A 16,651-nucleotide genomic window follows, 5' to 3' on the forward strand; every position below is an offset into this window, starting at 1 on the left:
CCGCGCCCGCTCCGTCGCCCGCTAGCGCATCCGGTGGGCCGTCACGGTGACCTCGTCCCGGTCATGGTAGAGCTGGCGGACGGTGAGGCCCTCCCAGCCCCCGTCGTCCACGAGTATCTGGCGCACCCGCAGCAGCAGCGGGTTCTTGTCCTTCATGGGCAGCTTGATGTTGGCCACCAGGTTGCGCGCCCAGCGGCGCCGGCCCCACTTGGCCAGCAACTGCGCCACCTCCAGGGGGCGCCACGCCATGTCGCAGAAGAGCCAGTCCGCGGGCTCCTCGGGGGCGTAGGCGAAGGCGCTCTCCTGCACGTGCTGGACGCGCGGGTTCTTCGCCAGCTCCGGCATCAGCTTCGCGGGGTCCACCGCCACCACCCGCGCCCCGCGCGCCACCAGCCGCTGCGTCCAGCCGCCCGGCGCCGCGCCCAGGTCCACGCAGACGTCGCCGCGCCCGGGCTCATGCGCCAGCCCGTCCAGCGCCTCCTCCAGCTTCATGGCCGCGCGGGAGGGGGACTCGCCCGCGCGCTTCATCCGCCGCCGCCCGCCCGGGGCCAGGGACAGGGCCTCACGGGCGCTCACCGCGCCCAGGCTCAGCACCCCGTCCGGCGTGACGCACAGGCCCACCAGCAGGGCCCCCGCCTCGCGCGCCCGGCCGTCGTCCTCCAGCACGCGTCCCGCGGGGAGCGCGGCGCGCACCGCCGCCTCCAGGGCCTCCGCGCGGCCCGCCTGCGTGTTGCCCTTCGCGCTGTCCGGCGTGTAGGCCCTGAGGAGCCAGGGCACGCGAGAGGGCAGCCCGGACATCGCCGCCACGATGTCCTCCACCGGCACCTGCGCCCCACCCGGGGGCGCCCAGGTGGAGACGACCTTCTCCACCGCCCGGCCAAAGGCAGGGGGGACCTCCGGCCGCTGCTCGGACTCCACCAGGGCGGGGCCCAGGAGGCGGGGACCCGCTCCCGCCCAGGTCAGCTCCTCGAACAGGTGCGACTCGAAGCCCTCCCGGCACGTCCACAGCCACCGGCCCGGTTGGGCCGCCAGCGTCTGTGCGGGCATGGACGGCACCCGCGCCCGAGGTGGGATGCGCGGCGCGGGAGAGGCGATGGGCGCTGGGGCGGAGCGTCCGGGGCCACCGGCACGGGGTGTGGGGGCGGGCTTCGCGCCTGGCTTGGAGCCGGGCTTGCCTCCTGCACGGGGGCCGGGCTTGCCGCCCGCGCGGGGGCCGGGCTTCGGGCCCCCCTTGCCACCAGAGGGAGAACCGGCATGGCCGGGCTTGCCGGGCCGGGAGGGGGCGCCTGGCCGGCGGGGGCCCGGGGAGGAGCGACCGGAAGAAGTCTTCGCGGCGCGGGGACGGTGATTCTGCTTAGGGGACATTGCGTGGACTCGGTTCCGCTTTACTCTGGGCCACCGCGCGCCGGGCGGCCAGCCGAGAGGAAGTTTCGGGGGGCGCGCGTGGTTTTGGTCTGGTTCTCCCTTACATCTCCTGGGAATTCCCTTCACTCGCCGCGCTCCTTCGAGGATCCTCCGGCGAGAGAGCCAACATGATTGAATGGACGCTAAAGAAGCTCATCGGGACCAAGAATGAGCGCGAGCTCAAGAAAGCCCGCCTGAAGGTCGCCCGCATCAACGAACTGGAGGGCCGCATGAAGGCCCTCAAGGACGAGGACTTCGCGCGCGAAACCGCCCGGATGAAGCAGGAGATCGCGAACGGCAAGCCGCTCGACGACCTGTTGTTCGAGGCCTTCGCCCTCACCCGTGAAGCGGCGAGCCGGGTCATCGGCCAGCGCCACTACGACGTGCAGCTCATCGGCGGCATGTTCCTGCACGAGGGCTGCATCGCGGAGATGCGCACCGGTGAAGGCAAGACGCTCACCGCGACGCTGCCCTCCTACCTCAACGCCCTGTCCGGCCGCGGCGTCCACGTCGTCACCGTGAACGACTACCTCGCCCGCCGCGACGCGGAGTGGATGGGCCGGGTCTACAAGTTCCTGGGCATGACGACGGGCTGCGTGCTCCACGAGCTGTCCGACAAGCAGCGCCAGGAGGCGTACCGCTCGGACATCACGTACGGCCAGAACAACGAGTTCGGCTTCGACTACCTGCGCGACAACATGAAGTTCCGTCTGCAGGACTACGTCCAGCGCGAGCTCAACTACGCCATCGTCGACGAGGTGGACTCCATCCTCATCGACGAGGCCCGCACGCCGCTCATCATCTCCGGTCCCACCGAGGACAGCACCGACAAGTACTACCGGGTGGATCAGGTCATCCCGGGCCTCGTGCCGGACCAGGACTACACCCTGGATGAGAAGCACCGCTCGGTCGCCCTCACCGACGACGGCATCGACAAGCTCCAGAAGCGCCTCAACGTCGGCAACCTCTACGACCCGGGCGAAATCGAGACCCTCCACCACGTCGAGCAGGCCCTGCGCGCGCACACGCTCTACAAGCGCGACAAGGACTACGTGGTGAAGGACGGCGAGGTGCAGATCGTCGACGAGTTCACCGGCCGCCTCATGCCGGGCCGCCGCTGGTCCGACGGCCTCCACCAGGCCATCGAGGCCAAGGAGGGCGTGAAGATTGAAAACGAGAACCAGACGCTCGCCACGGTCTCGTTCCAGAACTACTTCCGCATGTACTCCAAGCTGTCCGGCATGACGGGCACCGCGGACACGGAGGCCGAGGAGTTCGCGAAGATCTACAACCTGGACGTGCGCGTCATCCCGACCAACCGTCAGGCGCAGCGCCGCGACGAGCAGGACGTGGTCTACAAGACGGAGCGCGAGAAGTTCGAGGCCGTCGCCGCCCAGATTGAAGAGCTGCACAAGGCCGGTCAGCCGGTGCTCGTGGGCACGGTGTCCATCGCCAAGAGCGAGGTGGTGTCCAACTTCCTCAAGAAGCGCGGCGTGGCCCACAGCGTCCTCAACGCCAAGGCGCACCAGCGCGAGGCGGACATCGTCGCGCAGGCGGGCCGCAAGGGCGCGGTCACCATCTCCACCAACATGGCCGGCCGCGGCACGGACATCCTCCTGGGCGGCAACGCGGAGGTCATGACCAAGGGCGAGATGGGCCCGCCGCCGGAGCCGCCCGAGGCGGTGGACGGTCAGCCCCTGGACCTCACCGGCTACCAGGCGGCGCTGGCGGACTACGAGAAGCGCTTCGCGGAGACGAAGGCGAACAACGAGGCGCTCACCAAGCGCGAGCGTGAAGAGGTCATGGCCGCCGGCGGCCTCTTCATCATCGGCACGGAGCGCCACGAGTCCCGCCGCGTGGACAACCAGTTGCGTGGCCGCGCCGGCCGCCAGGGTGACCCGGGCGCCAGCCGCTTCTTCCTGTCCCTGGAAGACGACCTGATGCGCATCTTCGGGTCGGAGCGCATCCAGATGCTGATGGAGCGCCTGGGCATGGAGGAGGGCGAGGTCATCGAGCACATCTGGCTCTCGCGCGCCATCGAGAGCGCGCAGAAGCGGGTCGAAGGCCACAACTTCGACATCCGCAAGAACCTGCTCGAGTACGACGACGTGATGAACCAGCAGCGGCGCACCATCTACAAGCTGCGCCGCCAGGTGCTCGCGTCGGGCGCGGGCATCCCGCTCGTGGAGTACGAGGAGGACCTGAAGACCCGCGTGAAGACGCGCTCCGAGCGCGTCATCTCCTGGGCGGACTTCCGGGAGATGGTGCTGGACGCCGTGGAGGACGTCGTCGTGTCCCTGACGGACACCTACGCCCCCACGCGCAGCTCGGACACGTGGGACATCGCCTCGCTGTCCAACTCCGTGAAGGAGTCGCTCAACCTGGAGATGTCCTTCGAGGGCGTCGGCAACCGGGACGAGCTCCAGGAGCAGATCTACGCGGCGGCGGAGAAGGTCTTCACCGCCCGCGAGCAGGAGTTCGGCGAAGACTTCATGCGCTTCCTGCAGTACCGGTACCTGGCCACCATCGACCAGTTGTGGAAGGACCACCTGCTGGCCATGGACCACCTGCGCCAGGGCATCGGCCTGCGCGGCTACGGCCAGAAGGACCCGAAGCAGGAGTACAAGAAGGAAGGCTACACGGGCTTCATGCAGATGCTGGACGCCATCAAGACGCAGTTCGTCAGCCAGATGATGCGCGTCCAGGCCCGCTCCGCCTCCAACGCGGCGGAGGAGACTGCCCGCATCCAGCGCCAGCTCGCCCAGCAGCAGAAGAAGGCCGTGGAGGGCCGCGCGGACGCGGAGGGGAAGCTCGAGGAGGCCACCGCCACCCCGGTCGCCCAGCGCGAGGCCGCGGCCGGCCCCAAGCCCGTGGGCCGCAACGAGCCCTGCCCCTGCGGCAGCGGCCGCAAGTACAAGAAGTGCCACGGCGCCAACGAAGCCAACCCGTAGGCCGCTGAACACCTGATGGAAGCGCCCTCCGGCGCGGTCGCCCTCCCTGGAAAGGGGAGCGGGGGCCGCGCCGGTCGCCTTCCTGGCCGGCTGGAGGGGAGGGGAGCGGCCCCGGGACGGTGGGAGCCGGACGGAGGGTGTGCCGAAGCTTGCGCCCCTCTCAAGCGTTCTGCTAAGGACGCCGCGCCCCGTTATGTAGAGGGGCCGGGCTTCACCGCCCGAGGCAGTCCGCGACACCCACTACTCACACGCGTGTCACCGGTCCCCGGTGCCCCTCCACGGTGGAAGGGCCAGGACTGGCAGCTTTCTCAACGCGCGTGGCGGAACAACCGGAAGGTACACGCACCATGGACACCCAGCAGGATACGCAGACCCAGGCCCAGGCGATGGCCGCCGCGAGCGGCATCACGATGCGCCAGCTCCTCGAGGCCGGCGTTCACTTCGGCCACCAGACCAAGCGCTGGAACCCGAAGATGAAGCCCTACATCTTCGGCGCCCGCAACGGCATCTACATCATCGACCTGCAGAAGACCGTGACCATGGCCCGCGCGGCCTTCCGCTTCGTGGCGGACATCACGGCGCGCGGCGGGTCCGTGCTCTTCGTGGGCACCAAGAAGCAGGCCCAGGACGTCATCCACGAGGAGGCCGGCCGCGCCGGTCAGTTCTTCGTGACCAGCCGCTGGCTGGGCGGCACGCTGACGAACTTCAAGACCATCAAGCAGGGCATCGACCGCCTGAAGACCCTGGAGAAGATGGCCGAGGACGGCACCTTCGAGGTGCTGCCCAAGAAGGAAGTCGCCCAGCTCGAGCGCGAGCGCGAGAAGCTGGAGAAGAACCTGGGCGGCGTGAAGAACATGGCGAAGCTGCCCCGCTGCGTGTTCGTCATCGACCCGAAGAAGGAGCACATCGCCATCCACGAGGCCACCCGCCTGGGCATCCCGGTGATTGGCCTGGTGGACACCAACTGCGATCCGGACGGCATCGACTTCGTCATCCCGGGCAACGACGACGCCATCCGCTCCATCAAGCTCTTCACGTCCAAGATCGCGGACGCGTGCCTCGAGGGTGCGGCGCGCTACCGTGCGTCTGGCGCCGCCGAGCGCGACGAGCAGGAGGAGCGTGAGGGCCGTGACGACCGCGGCGACCGCCGTGACGACCGTCGTGGCCCGCGCCGTGGCGACCGCCGTGACGACCGCCGCGACGACCGCCGGGGCGGCGGTGACCGTGGCGGTGACCGCCGCGGCCCCGTCGTGGAGATGAAGGGCGGCGCGGCCTCCTCCACCGAGCAGGCGCCCGAGGGTGGCGGCGAGGCCACGCCGGCGGAGTAACCGCCCGCGCCTCTTCGCTTCCCCATCGCGGTATCCGGAGTTCGGCCGGGCGGCACCTCTCAAGGCCCGCTGTCCGGCCGTCTCCGTTTTCTACGTTCCAGGCATCAGTACCCAGAGAACCCCAGTCCTCCGCCCCCGGCGCACGCCGCCAGGCTCGGAGCCGATGAAGAAAGAGATACGACATGGCTGAGATCACTGCCCAGATGGTGAAGGACCTCCGCGAGCGCACCAACGCGGGCATGATGGACTGCAAGAAGGCGCTGGCCGAGTCCGGTGGCGACTTCGAGAAGGCCGCCGAGTGGCTGCGCAAGAAGGGCATCTCCAAGGCCGAGGGCAAGGCCGGCCGCGTCGCCGCCGAAGGCATCGTGACCTCCTACATCCACGGCGGCCGCATCGGCGTCATCGTGGAGGTCAACTGCGAGACGGACTTCGTCGCGCGCAACCCGGACTTCCAGGACCTGGCGAAGGAAGTGGCGATGCAGATCGCCGCGGCCAACCCCAAGTACGTCCGCCGCGAGGAAGTCCCCTCCGACGCGATGGACAAGGAGAAGGAGATCCAGCGCGAGCTGCTCAAGCAGCAGGGCAAGCCCGAGGCGATGCTGGAGAAGATCCTCGTGGGCAAGATGGAGAAGTACTACGAGGGCGTCTGCTTGGTGGACCAGCTCTGGGTGAAGGACGACAAGAAGAAGGTCGGCGAGATGATCAACGAGCGCGCCGCCAAGATTGGCGAGAAGGTCTCCGTGCGCCGCTTCGTCCGCTACGAGGTGGGTGAGGGCATCGAGAAGAAGAAGGACGACCTGGCCGCCGAGGTCGCCAAGACGCTGGGCCAGGCCTAAAGCGCCTTCCCGCCGCGCCGCAGTGCCCTCAGGGCCGCGTGCCTGGGGCTCTTCCTCACACGGAAGGGCGCCGGGAACGCGGCCCTTGGTATTCCAGGCCCGTTCGACTCGCGTCCGTCCGCCCGGCATCGGACGGTGCGGTGCGCGTCACGACTTCCGTCGTTGCTTGGGCGCGGGGCGGGGGATAGAAGCGGACGCGTATGTCCGAATCCACCTCTCCCTACAAGCGCATCCTCCTCAAACTGTCGGGCGAAGCCCTGATGGGCGAGGGGAAGTACGGCATCCACCCGCCCACCCTCACGCGCATCGCGGAGGAAGTGGCCGAGCTGTCGCGGACGGGCCTGGAGATCGCCCTCGTGATTGGCGGCGGCAACATCTTCCGCGGCGTCGCGGGCGCCACGGAGGGCATGGACCGCGCGAGCGCGGACTACATGGGCATGCTCGCCACCTGCATCAACTCCATGGCGCTGCAGGACGCGCTGGAGAAGCAGGGGCTGAAGACGCGCGTGCAGTCCGCCATCAAGATGGAGCAGATCGCCGAGCCCTACATCCGCCGGCGCGCCGTGCGGCACCTGGAGAAGGGCCGCGTCGTCATCTTCGCCGCGGGCACGGGCAACCCCTACTTCACCACCGACACGGCCGCGTCGCTGCGCGCGATGGAAATCAACGCGCAGGTCATCCTCAAGGCCACCAAGGTGGACGGCGTCTACAACGCGGACCCGAAGAAGGACCCGACCGCGAAGCGCTACCGGACGCTCACGTACATGGACGTCCTCAAGCAGAACCTCAACGTGATGGACTCCACGGCCATCTCGCTGTGCATGGACAACAAGCTGCCCATCATCGTGTTCGACCTGGGCACGCGCGGGAACATCCAGCGCGCCGTCACGGGCCACGGTGAGTTCGGCACCGTCGTCGGCGCGGCCGAGACGGTCTGGGCCTAGCGGCACCACGGACGGGACTCCAACAACCCCACTTCTGACAGGAGACGCACAATGGCTGACGCGGCGGATCTGAAGAGCCGTATCGACAAGTCGGTGGAAGACCTCAAGCGGGAGCTGGCCAAGGCGCGCACCGGCCGCGCGAACACCAACATCCTGGACGGCATCAAGGTGAACCAGTACGGGACGCCCACGCCGCTCAATGGCGTGGCCAGCATCAGCGCCCCGGAGCCCCGCCTCATCGTCATCAAGCCCTGGGACAAGGGCGTGCTGAAGGACATCGAGAAGGCCCTGCGTGAGGCCAACCTCGACGTCAACCCGATGAACGACGGCGAGATGATCCGCCTGCCCTTCCCGCCCCTCACCGAGGAGACGCGCAAGAAGATCGCGAAGCAGGTGAAGGAGAAGGGCGAGGAGCACAAGGTCGCCATCCGCAACATCCGCCGTGACGCGAACGAGGCCCTCAAGACTCAACTGAAGGACAAGAAGATCACCGAGGACGACCTCAAGCGCCGCACGGACGAGGTCCAGAAGGCGACCGACGCCGGCATCAAGGCGGTGGACGACCTGGTCGCCAAGAAGGAAAAGGAAGTGATGACGGTTTGAGTCGTCACCCCGGGGAGCCCGTGGCCTTCAAGCCACGGGCTTCAGGACGGCCTCAGGACGGATAGACGAGCGGCTCGCCGGTGAGGTGCCGCACCACGTCCGAGACGAAGGCGAACAGCTCCAGCCCCTTGCCCTTGTCGTCCTTCCAGGCGCGGGTGGCGTCGTCGTGGCTGAAGTGGATGCCCTGGCCCTGGCCGGCCACCCACACCTGCCAGACGGCGCGCTGGGTGTTGATGATGCACTTCTCGCCGGACGCGGCCGTGAGCGTCACCTTGTCACCGGTGGCTTCGGCTTCCAGCACGTCCGGGTCGAAGGCGTCCGCGGCCGCCAGGATGCGCTTGAACGCGGCGGCCACGAGGGAGTTGTAGCGGGCTTCGTCCATCATGGCCGCGCTCCCGGACGTCACTGGATGACGTCGAGGACCTGCTGGCCGGGGGCGGCGTAGAACAGGAACTTCAGGTGCTGCGCCGGGGGGTTCTCCCCCTTCTCGCCGGGCACCTGGTCCTCCGTGCTGGTGGGCGTGTCCGGCCACTCCATGGCGATGACCGTGCCCGGGTTCACCGGCTTGGGGAAGGACTGCATCCCCAGCAGGTGCGCCGCGAGCGCGCCCATGGAGGGCTGGTGGCCCACCAGGACGAGGTTCTCGTCGGAGTACTCCTTGAGCACGGGCTCCACCGCGCCCACCGGCATGTCCGGCAGCAGGCAGCGGTGCACGCGCAGGAGGCCTTCATGCTTCACGGAGTTGGAGAGGATCTGCGCCGTCTGCACCGTGCGCACCAGCGGGCTGGTGAGGATGAGGCTGATGGGCCCCATGCGCTCCGACAGCGACGCGAAATGCGCGGCGACATTCGTACGGGCCTTCGCGGTCAGCGCGCGCGCCTCGTCGCCGAGACCCTCGGGGATCTCCGCGTCCGCATCGCCGTGCCTTACCAGGAAAATCCTCAAAGTCCCTCCACCGGTCGCGACAAGACCGCGGTTCGTACATGACCGTGGCCCGGTTGGTCAAAGGTAATGAGTCGAATGTTCAGTGCCCGGAACAGCCTGCCCAGGGCGGGCGTTCGGGAACCGCCGTTCGCGGGGGCCAGCCGGAGCATACACTGGCCACCCACTGGCGTTCACGGGAGGTGGCATGCGCAAGTTGTTGGGGTGTCTGGCCGTCGTCCTGGCCCTGTCCGCCTGTCGCAAGGACGCGGCGGAAGGGGGCCCGGAGGGGGCGGGTGACGCCAGGGGGACGGCCGCCCGCCTGGAGGGTGGGGAGACCGGAGACGACGCGGCGTCCGGCCCCTACACCGTGACGAAGGAGAAGCTCGACGCGTACGTCGGCTACCAGCGCAAGATGCTGGAGGTGTACGGGTCGCTGATGCGCGGCCTGCAGGACATGGGGCCGCTGTTGGACGCGGGCACGCCCCAGGCGATGGAGAAGGCCCGGAGCGGCCTGAAGCTCATCGAGCGCAAGGCGCAGGCGGAGGCCGACGCGCGCCATGCGGCGGGGCTGTCCACGGACGAGGTCAACCGCATCGCGGAGGTCGTCACCGCCGTCATCAGCCAGCGGCAGATGGGGCGCACGCTCCAGTACGAGGAGGAGCTCAAGAAGCTGGAGGCGCTCCAGGCCCGCATGCCGGAGGAGCAGCAGAAGGAGCTGGCGCCGCAGGTGGAGTCCATGCGGCTTCAGGTGGAGACCTTCCAGAAGCTCCCGGAGGCGCGCCGGGAGTTCGGCGACGCCAACGTGGACGTGGTGCTGACCCGCGAGGCCGACCTGACGAAGAACTACCAGGACATGCTCAAGGCCTTCGCGGGCGTGCGGCGGTAGCTACACCCGCTTGAGCCCGGGCGCCTTCTTCAACAACTGCGCGAGGAAGGCGTCGCCCTGCTTCTCCAGCACCGTGTTGCCGCGCAGGCGCTGGTTGAGGTTGACGAAGTCCACGTGGTCCAGGCGCTGGTCCTGGTTGTAGCAGGAGAAGACCCACGTCTCCTTGCCGGTGGCGGGGTCCACGTGCCGCTGGAGGCACTGGGCGCAGATCTCCTTCATCATGCACTGCATGGGGGAGTTGATGGACCCGATGGCCTCGTGCCCCGGCTTGAGGAACGGCTGGAGCACGCCGTGCCGCGCCTCCGCCACCGCGCGCATCATCCGGTCCGAGCCGATGGCGATGATGCGGTCCACCTCGCTCAGGGAGATGACGGGCGTGACGCCCAGCTTGCCTTCCGCGTAGGCCACCATGGCCTGCACCACGTTGCCCCGGAAGGCCGCGTCCTGGGGCCGGCGCACGTCCAGCAGGTCGCCGGAGTCCACGGACCAGATGACCTGGTCGGTGCCGGCCTCAATCTCGTCCTGCTTGAACGAGTCCGACTTCAGCCGGTAGCCCGCGAAGTACACCACGCGGCAGCCCGCCGCCTTGAGTGAGCGCGCGATGGAGAAGAGCACCGCGTTGCCCAGGCCGCCGCCCACGAGCACCACCGTCTCGTTCTGGCCAATCTCCGTGGGCGCGCCCGTGGGGCCCATCAGCACCACGGGCTCGCCGGGCTTGAGCGCCGCGCACAGGCGGGACGACGAGCCCATCTCCAGCACGATGGTGCCCATCAGCCCCTTCTCCTTGTCCACCCACGCGCCCGTGAGGGCCAGGCCCTCCATGGTGAGGCGCACGCCGTCCACGAGCGGCGCGTTCCGCTCGTAGTTCTGGAGCCGGTAGAACTGGCCGGGGGCGAAGTGGCTGGCGGCGAAGGGCGCCTTCACCACCACCTCCACGATGGTCGGCGTGAGCCGGTTCACCCCGACGACGGTGGCGAGGAAGGCCTCGTCCAGCGTCGCGAAGTGGGCGGCGCGCTTCGACTCGCGCGCCTCCTGCGCGGCCGTGTCGTGGAAGTCCAGGCCCGCGACCTCCTTCGCGAACAGGCGCGCCACCTGCGGGTGGCCGTCCTTCGCGCTGGCCATGGCCTTCACCACGTTGCCCGCGTAGGTCGGGTGGTTGTCGCCGTAGAAGGACACGAAGCGGCCATCGCGCTGGTAGGACGTGAAGAAGCCCACCTTCGCCTCGGGGTCCTCCCGGGCCTCCACCGGCTGGAGCCTGAAGCCGGCTTCCGGGTCCTCCACCAGCTCGTGGCCCTGGAAGTACTCCTGCGCCTCGTCGAGCTGGAAGGTGCCCGGGTACTCCTTCTCGTAGGTGACGTTGGGGGACGTGCCCGCGGCCACGCAGACCGTCTTCGCGGGCAGCTCGAAGAACTGGCCGCTTCCCTTGAGCTTGCCGTCCACCGTCACCATGCGCTCGAAGCGGATGGCGCGCACCGCGCCCGAGTCGTCCGGCAGCGCCTCCGTGGGGCTCATCCGTTCGATGAAGCGGATGCCCTCCTCCAGCGCCTTGGACACCTCTTCGTGGTTGAGGCGGTAGGCGGGGGACTCCGTGAGGCCCCGGCGGTACACCAGGCTCACGCCGCCCCACGCGCGCACCAGGTGGATGAAGTCCGGCGCGCGGCCCTCCGCGCGGGCCCTCTGGCGCTCCGCGCGGACGGCGCGGCCGTGCTCCAGGAAGGTCTGGTAGGTGGCGCGCTCCTCGGCGTCCAGGCGCGCGAGGACGGAGTCCTCACCCAGGTCCGCCACCAGCTTCTCGTGGCGCTCCAGCGTCTTCTCCACCTGCACCGGGTAGTACGCCATCAGCTCCGTGGCGGTGTCGATGCCGGTGAGGCCTCCGCCGATGACGATGGCGGGCAACTGCACCTGGAGGTTCGCCAGCGCGTCCCGCTTGAAGGCGCCGGTGAGCTGCAGCGCCATCAGGAAGTCGGACGCCTTGCGGATGCCCCGGATGAGGTTGTTCTTCATCCCGATGATGGTGGGGCGGCCCGCGCCCGCGGCGATGGCCACGTGGTCGAAGCCCAGGGCCCATGCGTCCTCCACCGTCAGCGTGCCGCCGAAGCGGATGCCGCCGTAGATGCGCATGCCCTCGCGGCGCGCGAGCGTCAGGTGGATGAGCGTGAGGAAGTTCTTGTCCCAGCGCACGGTGATTCCGTACTCGGACACGCCGCCGAAGCCCTCCAGCACGCGCTCGTCCAGCTCGCGCGTCAGCTCGCGCCAGTCGCGGATGGGCTGGAGCGCGTGGCCGTTGCGGCCCACCAGCTCATCCGGGAACGGCTCAATCTTCAGGCCGTCCACACCGGTGACGGCGAACCCTTCATTGAGCAGGTAGTGGGACAGCGTGTAGCCGGCGGGGCCCAGGCCCACCACCAGCACGTTGCGGCCCACGTAGGGCAGGGCGTACGGGCGGCGGATGTTGAGCGGGTTCCAGCGCGTGAGCAGGCCGTGGATTTCGAAGCCCCACGGCAGGTCCAGCACGTCCGTGAGCGTGGCCGTCTCCGCCAGCGGGATGTTCACCGGCTCCTGCTTCTGGAAGATGCAGGCCTTCATGCAGTCGTTGCAGATGCGGTGGCCGGTGCCCGCGCACATGGGGTTGTCCAGCGTCACCATGGCCAGCGCGGCCACGGCGTCACCCTCGCGCTTGAGCGCGTGCGCCTCGGAGATGCGCTCGTCCAGCGGACATCCGGTGAGCGGGATGCCCAGCGGGTTCTTCTTGAACGAGTGCCCCTCCGCCACCGGGTCCTTCGCGGGGAAGCCCTTGCTGCACGAGTCCTTCTGGCGCTCGTGGCAGATGACGCAGTAGTCCACCTCGTTCATCACGTCGCGCGGGGTGCCCCGGCGGTCGGTGAGCTTGAAGCCGTCGCGGTGGCGCAGGTGGTGCTCCAGCCCCTCCGTCTTCTCCTCCATCCGGGCGTCCGGGCGCTGCAACTGCACCAGTTGGTCGAACACCAGCGGCCTGGGCAGCCGCAGCGTGGCCCAGGTGTGGAAGAGGGCCTTGGTCTCCGGGTGCAGCGCGCGGGCGTACGTCCACCGGTCCGCCAGCGACAGCAGCGCGCGCACGGCCTGAAGCTCCGCCGCGTCGTCGCCCTTCGTCACCAGGCTGGAGCCGAACGCGTCCAGGCCCTCGGGGGTGGCGGTGAGCGCGGCGCGCAGGGCGGCCCAGCGCTCGCGCAGCGCGGGGGCGCGCTCCTGGTGCGCGGGGGGCAGGTTGCCGGCGTGGAGCCGCTCCAGGTCGAGCAGCGTGAGGATGGACTCCGCCAGGCCGCGCTCCAGGTCTCCGTGCGCGAGCGCGTCCGGGAAGCCCAGCCGCATGAGCAGGCGCATGCGCTCGTCCAGCGACGGGAACTCCGCGAGCGTCGGGCGGTCCTGCGCGCCCTTCTTGAAGACGCGGCGGGTGATGAACTCGCGCTTGAAGTCGAAGAGGGGCAGCTCGCCGCGCAGGTGGCGCGCCAGCCGCTCGGACTCCGGGGTGATGCCGAAGAGCGTGGCGACGAAGCGCGAGACGTGGCGGGCCACCTGGATGAGCAGCTCGGACTCCGCCGGACCGGAGAGGCTGGTGCCACCGGACCCGCGGTAGGCGTCGAACGCCTGGAACAGGTCGGGCGCGTCGTCCTGGAGTCGCGCGTCGAAGCGCTCCGCCAGCCGGCGCAGGCCGCTGGGCCGGTAGAGGTCTTCGAAGCAGAAGCCCGGGAGGCCCAGTTGGAGCGCCGGGGCAGGGGCGGAGGCGGGGTCGTTCAAGGCGCGCATGTCATGGGACTTCGGGGGAGGCTGGGAGGCAGGCAGCTTAGGGCCTGGAGGCTGGCGGGGGCGATGGCCGTCATGGGCCGGACTTGCCCCGCCCGACGTGTTGAGGCGGTGGGCCCCAGCGGCTACGGTGCGCCGCCATGATGGACAACGCCGCCCGTCGCGCCTCCGAACCGCACCTGGCCCCCGTGCCGGATGCCTGTTACCTGTGCAAGGGAGGGCGCCTGCGGCTGCGTCACCGGGCGCGCGGCGGCGCCCAGGCCCAGGGGGCGGCGGCCTACAACTGCACGTCCTTCGGCCACCGGAGCCACCCGCCCATCTGGGGCTGCGAGGACTGCGGGATGCTGTTCCAGTGGCCCCTCCAGTCCCCGGACACGCTGCTGCAGGCGTACCAGGACGTGGAGGATCCGCTCTACGTCGCGGAGAAGGACAACCGCTACCACACGTTCCGCCGCGTGCTGCGCGAGCTGGGCCCGGCCCGGGACCGCACGCTGCTGGATGTGGGGGCCTACTGCGGCTACTTCCTGGACGTGTCGCGCGAGGCGGGCTTCCGCCCGGAGGGGCTGGAGCTGTCGCGCTGGGCGGCCGGCAACGCGCGGAGCCTGGGCTTCACGGTGCACGGCGTCCCCTTGCGGGAGCTGGCGGCGAAGGGGCTGCAGTACGACGTGGTGACGCTGTGGGACGTGGTGGAGCACTTCGCGGATCCGCGCGAGGAGCTGAAGGCGGCGCTCAAGCTGGTGCGCCCCGGCGGCCGCATCTACCTGTCCACCATCGACGCGGGCAGCCTGCTGGCGCGCCTCATGGGCGGGCAGTGGCCGTGGCTGATGGACATGCACCTCTTCTATTTCGGCCGCCGCACCCTGGCGATGCTGCTGGAGGAGGTGGGCTTCCGCGTCACGGACGTCCGGACGTACACGCACATCATCTCCGCGGACTACCTGCTGCGGAAGGTGGGGGCGAGCTTCACGCCCGCGGCGCCGGTGCTGGAGCTGATGCGGCGGGGTGTGCCGTCGAGCTGGTCCATCCCGTTCAACCTGGGCGACAACATGCTGATGGCCGCCGAGCGGCCCCTCTAAGGCCGTCCCTCCCGACTATGTCTCCCTTGATGCGGCGGGTGCTGCACCCGCTGGTGCTGCTCGTGTTCTTCGCGCTGTCGGCGTTCCACACCTGGCCGCTCGTGTCCCAGATGAAGGGGTACGTGATGGGCGGGCGCGAAGACGTGTACATGAACATGTGGCACCTGTGGTGGATGCGGCAGGCCCTCTGGGTGCAGCCGCAGAACCCCTTCTTCGCGCCCCTCCTGCACTGGCCCCTGGGCGCCGAGCTGTACTGGCACACGCTGGCGCCCGCGAAGACGCTGTGGGGCGTGGCGCTGTTGCCGTTCATGTCCGTGGAGACGGCGTACAACGTGGTGCTGTTCGGCTCGTTCGTGCTGACGGGCTACACGTCGTGGTTGCTGTTCCGCTACCTGCTGGAGCGCGCGGGCCATGGGCCCTGGCTCGCGGCGGCGGCGGCGCTGGCGGGCGCGTGCGTGTTCAACTTCTCGCGCTACCACCTCACCCACGGGACGGCGCACCTGAACCTCACCGCGCTGGAGGGGCTGCCGCTCTACCTGCTCTGCTTCTTCCGCTGGCTGGACGAGGGCAAGCGCAAGTGGCTGGTGGGGCTGGCGCTGTGCGCGTTGTACGTGTTGCTGTGTGACTACTACTACCTCGTCTACATCGCGCTCTTCTCGCTGCTGTGGGTGGTGGCGGAACGGTGGAAGCGGGGGCCGCTCTTGTCCCCGGACACGTGGAGGGATCCGCTCGTGCGCCGGGCGGCGGTGGCGGGCGTGGCCGCGGGGCTCGCGTGCGTGCCGCCCATGGTTCCGCTGATGCTGCATGCGTTCCCGGCGCCGCTGCAGATCCACCACGGCGACTCCGACTACTTCACGGACCTGTACGCGTTCTTCATCCCGGACACGCGCTCGGCGTGGATGACGGAGCTGCCCGAGCAGGCGCGTGAGTTCTCCCTGAACTTCCTGCGCATGAAGATGTCGAGCAACGTGGAGGAGACCGGCACGTTCCTGGGCTGGGTGACGCCACTGCTGGCCGCCTTCGCGCTGTGGCGGGGCGTGCCGGAGGGGCGCCGGTGGCTGGGGCTGGGGCTGGGCTTCGCGGTGCTGTCCATGGGTACGGTGCTCAACATCGGCCTGGAGGACCGGGTGTCGCCGGTGGTGCTGCTCATCGTCACGGTGCTCGCGGTGGCGCTGGTGCCCGCGTGGCGGGAGCGGGTGTGGCGGCGGGACGTGCTGCTGCTGCTGGGGCTGGCCGTCTACCTGTCGCTGTCGGAGCCGCTGACGGCGTTCAACGTGCCGCTCAAGGTCCAGATTCCGATGCCGTACGTGGTGTTCAAGCACGTGGTGCCGCTGTTCTCACGCGGGGGCATGCCGGTGCGCTTCATCCTGCTCACGCTCCTGTCGCTGTCGGTGCTGGTGGCGTTCGCGGCGGCGCACGCGGGCGCGTGGGCCTCACGGCGCGACGCGCGGCTGGGCGTGGCGGTGGCGCTCGCGGTGGCGCTGGTGCCGAACGTGGAGTACCGGGGCCTCCAGATGCAGATGCCCCGCATTCCCCGGTTGCCGCCGGTGTTCAACGAGATCCGCGACACCCCCATGCCCGCGGCGGTGCTGACGGACAACGTGCAGGGGCAGTGGGAGCAGATGTTCCACGGCAAGCCGGTGTCCTACGCCCGGCTGTCCCGGCTGCCGGTGCGGGAGGCGGCGATGGTGGACTCGCGGCTCATCCGCGCGGCGGAAGGGATGCGCAGCGCGTTCGGCACCGTCACGCCGGAGGAGCGCGAGGAGATGCGGCGCTACCTGAAGGAGCACCACTTCAAGTGGTACGTCACGCACTTCTTCCACCCCATCCGCCACCAGTTCATCACGGACGAACTGGGCGGCCAGATGGTGCACCAGGACGGCTACGTCACCGTGTACCGCTTCCCCTGAGGGCGGCGC

12 protein-coding genes are annotated in these 16,651 nt (G+C 69.4%); 8 read left to right on the forward strand and 4 right to left on the reverse strand.

The window, feature by feature from the left end; translation table 11 throughout:
- Positions 1-21: 21 nt before the first annotated feature.
- Positions 22-1,047, reverse strand: coding sequence for a 23S rRNA (cytidine(2498)-2'-O)-methyltransferase RlmM (gene rlmM, locus K8612_RS07945; protein WP_223761842.1), 1,026 nt, complete (start codon positions 1,045-1,047; stop codon positions 22-24).
- A gap of 485 nt (positions 1,048-1,532) precedes the next feature.
- Between rlmM and secA the strand changes: the two genes are divergently transcribed.
- The 5 genes from secA to frr all read left to right on the forward strand — a co-directional run bounded on the left by secA (position 1,533) and on the right by frr (position 8,066).
- On the forward strand, positions 1,533-4,355 hold the full coding sequence (secA, locus tag K8612_RS07950) for a preprotein translocase subunit SecA (RefSeq protein ID WP_223738687.1): 2,823 nt from the start codon (positions 1,533-1,535) through the stop codon (positions 4,353-4,355).
- Between the two features lie 347 nt (positions 4,356-4,702).
- Entirely contained in the window at positions 4,703-5,683 is a 981-nt protein-coding gene (gene rpsB, locus K8612_RS07955; RefSeq protein ID WP_223761843.1) for a 30S ribosomal protein S2, read from the forward strand.
- 182 nt (positions 5,684-5,865) lie between these two features.
- Complete coding sequence (gene tsf, locus K8612_RS07960) at positions 5,866-6,519, forward strand: translation elongation factor Ts (protein WP_223738689.1); 654 nt, start codon at positions 5,866-5,868, stop codon at positions 6,517-6,519.
- A 200-nt stretch (positions 6,520-6,719) separates the two neighbouring features.
- Positions 6,720-7,463: a UMP kinase gene (gene pyrH / locus K8612_RS07965; protein WP_120551956.1), complete on the forward strand. Its 744-nt coding sequence runs from the start codon at positions 6,720-6,722 to the stop codon at positions 7,461-7,463.
- 51 nt (positions 7,464-7,514) lie between these two features.
- Positions 7,515-8,066 carry a ribosome recycling factor gene (frr, locus tag K8612_RS07970; protein WP_223761844.1) on the forward strand — a complete coding sequence of 184 codons (552 nt, stop codon included), beginning with the start codon at positions 7,515-7,517 and terminating at the stop codon, positions 8,064-8,066.
- Positions 8,067-8,118: 52 nt separating this feature from the next.
- Here the strand turns inward: frr and cyaY are convergent, their stop codons facing one another.
- Together cyaY and K8612_RS07980 are read right to left on the reverse strand one after the other, a co-directional pair.
- Complete coding sequence (cyaY, locus tag K8612_RS07975; protein ID WP_223761845.1) at positions 8,119-8,451, reverse strand: iron donor protein CyaY; 333 nt, start codon at positions 8,449-8,451, stop codon at positions 8,119-8,121.
- Between the two features lie 17 nt (positions 8,452-8,468).
- A complete protein-coding gene (locus tag K8612_RS07980; protein ID WP_014395059.1) occupies positions 8,469-9,011 on the reverse strand; it encodes a histidine phosphatase family protein in 543 nt (180 codons plus the stop codon).
- A 184-nt stretch (positions 9,012-9,195) separates the two neighbouring features.
- On the opposite strand from K8612_RS07980, the gene K8612_RS07985 reads away from it, so the two are divergent.
- Complete coding sequence (locus tag K8612_RS07985) at positions 9,196-9,876, forward strand: hypothetical protein (RefSeq protein WP_223761846.1); 681 nt, start codon at positions 9,196-9,198, stop codon at positions 9,874-9,876.
- Here the strand turns inward: K8612_RS07985 and K8612_RS07990 are convergent, their stop codons facing one another.
- On the reverse strand, positions 9,877-13,659 hold the full coding sequence (locus tag K8612_RS07990; RefSeq protein ID WP_223761847.1) for an FAD-dependent oxidoreductase: 3,783 nt from the start codon (positions 13,657-13,659) through the stop codon (positions 9,877-9,879).
- A gap of 137 nt (positions 13,660-13,796) precedes the next feature.
- Here K8612_RS07990 and K8612_RS07995 point away from each other — a divergent pair, with 137 nt between their 5' ends.
- Both K8612_RS07995 and K8612_RS08000 read left to right on the forward strand, forming a co-directional pair.
- Positions 13,797-14,732 carry a class I SAM-dependent methyltransferase gene (locus K8612_RS07995; protein WP_223761848.1) on the forward strand — a complete coding sequence of 312 codons (936 nt, stop codon included), beginning with the start codon at positions 13,797-13,799 and terminating at the stop codon, positions 14,730-14,732.
- A gap of 17 nt (positions 14,733-14,749) precedes the next feature.
- Complete coding sequence (locus K8612_RS08000) at positions 14,750-16,642, forward strand: hypothetical protein (protein ID WP_223761849.1); 1,893 nt, start codon at positions 14,750-14,752, stop codon at positions 16,640-16,642.
- Positions 16,643-16,651: the final 9 nt, after the last annotated feature.

The sequence above is a fragment of the Corallococcus sp. AS-1-6 genome (assembly GCF_020037015.1).
Taxonomy (GTDB): Bacteria; Myxococcota; Myxococcia; order Myxococcales; family Myxococcaceae; genus Corallococcus.

Coding starts and splice junctions, on each gene's coding strand:
- rlmM (WP_223761842.1), bottom strand. CDS start 1,047: ATGCCCGCACAGACGCTGGCGGCCCAACCGGGCCGGTGGCTGTGGACG.
- secA (WP_223738687.1), top strand. CDS start 1,533: ATGATTGAATGGACGCTAAAGAAGCTCATCGGGACCAAGAATGAGCGC.
- rpsB (WP_223761843.1), top strand. CDS start 4,703: ATGGACACCCAGCAGGATACGCAGACCCAGGCCCAGGCGATGGCCGCC.
- tsf (WP_223738689.1), top strand. CDS start 5,866: ATGGCTGAGATCACTGCCCAGATGGTGAAGGACCTCCGCGAGCGCACC.
- pyrH (WP_120551956.1), top strand. CDS start 6,720: ATGTCCGAATCCACCTCTCCCTACAAGCGCATCCTCCTCAAACTGTCG.
- frr (WP_223761844.1), top strand. CDS start 7,515: ATGGCTGACGCGGCGGATCTGAAGAGCCGTATCGACAAGTCGGTGGAA.
- cyaY (WP_223761845.1), bottom strand. CDS start 8,451: ATGATGGACGAAGCCCGCTACAACTCCCTCGTGGCCGCCGCGTTCAAG.
- K8612_RS07985 (WP_223761846.1), top strand. CDS start 9,196: ATGCGCAAGTTGTTGGGGTGTCTGGCCGTCGTCCTGGCCCTGTCCGCC.
- K8612_RS07990 (WP_223761847.1), bottom strand. CDS start 13,659: ATGCGCGCCTTGAACGACCCCGCCTCCGCCCCTGCCCCGGCGCTCCAA.
- K8612_RS07995 (WP_223761848.1), top strand. CDS start 13,797: ATGATGGACAACGCCGCCCGTCGCGCCTCCGAACCGCACCTGGCCCCC.
- K8612_RS08000 (WP_223761849.1), top strand. CDS start 14,750: ATGTCTCCCTTGATGCGGCGGGTGCTGCACCCGCTGGTGCTGCTCGTG.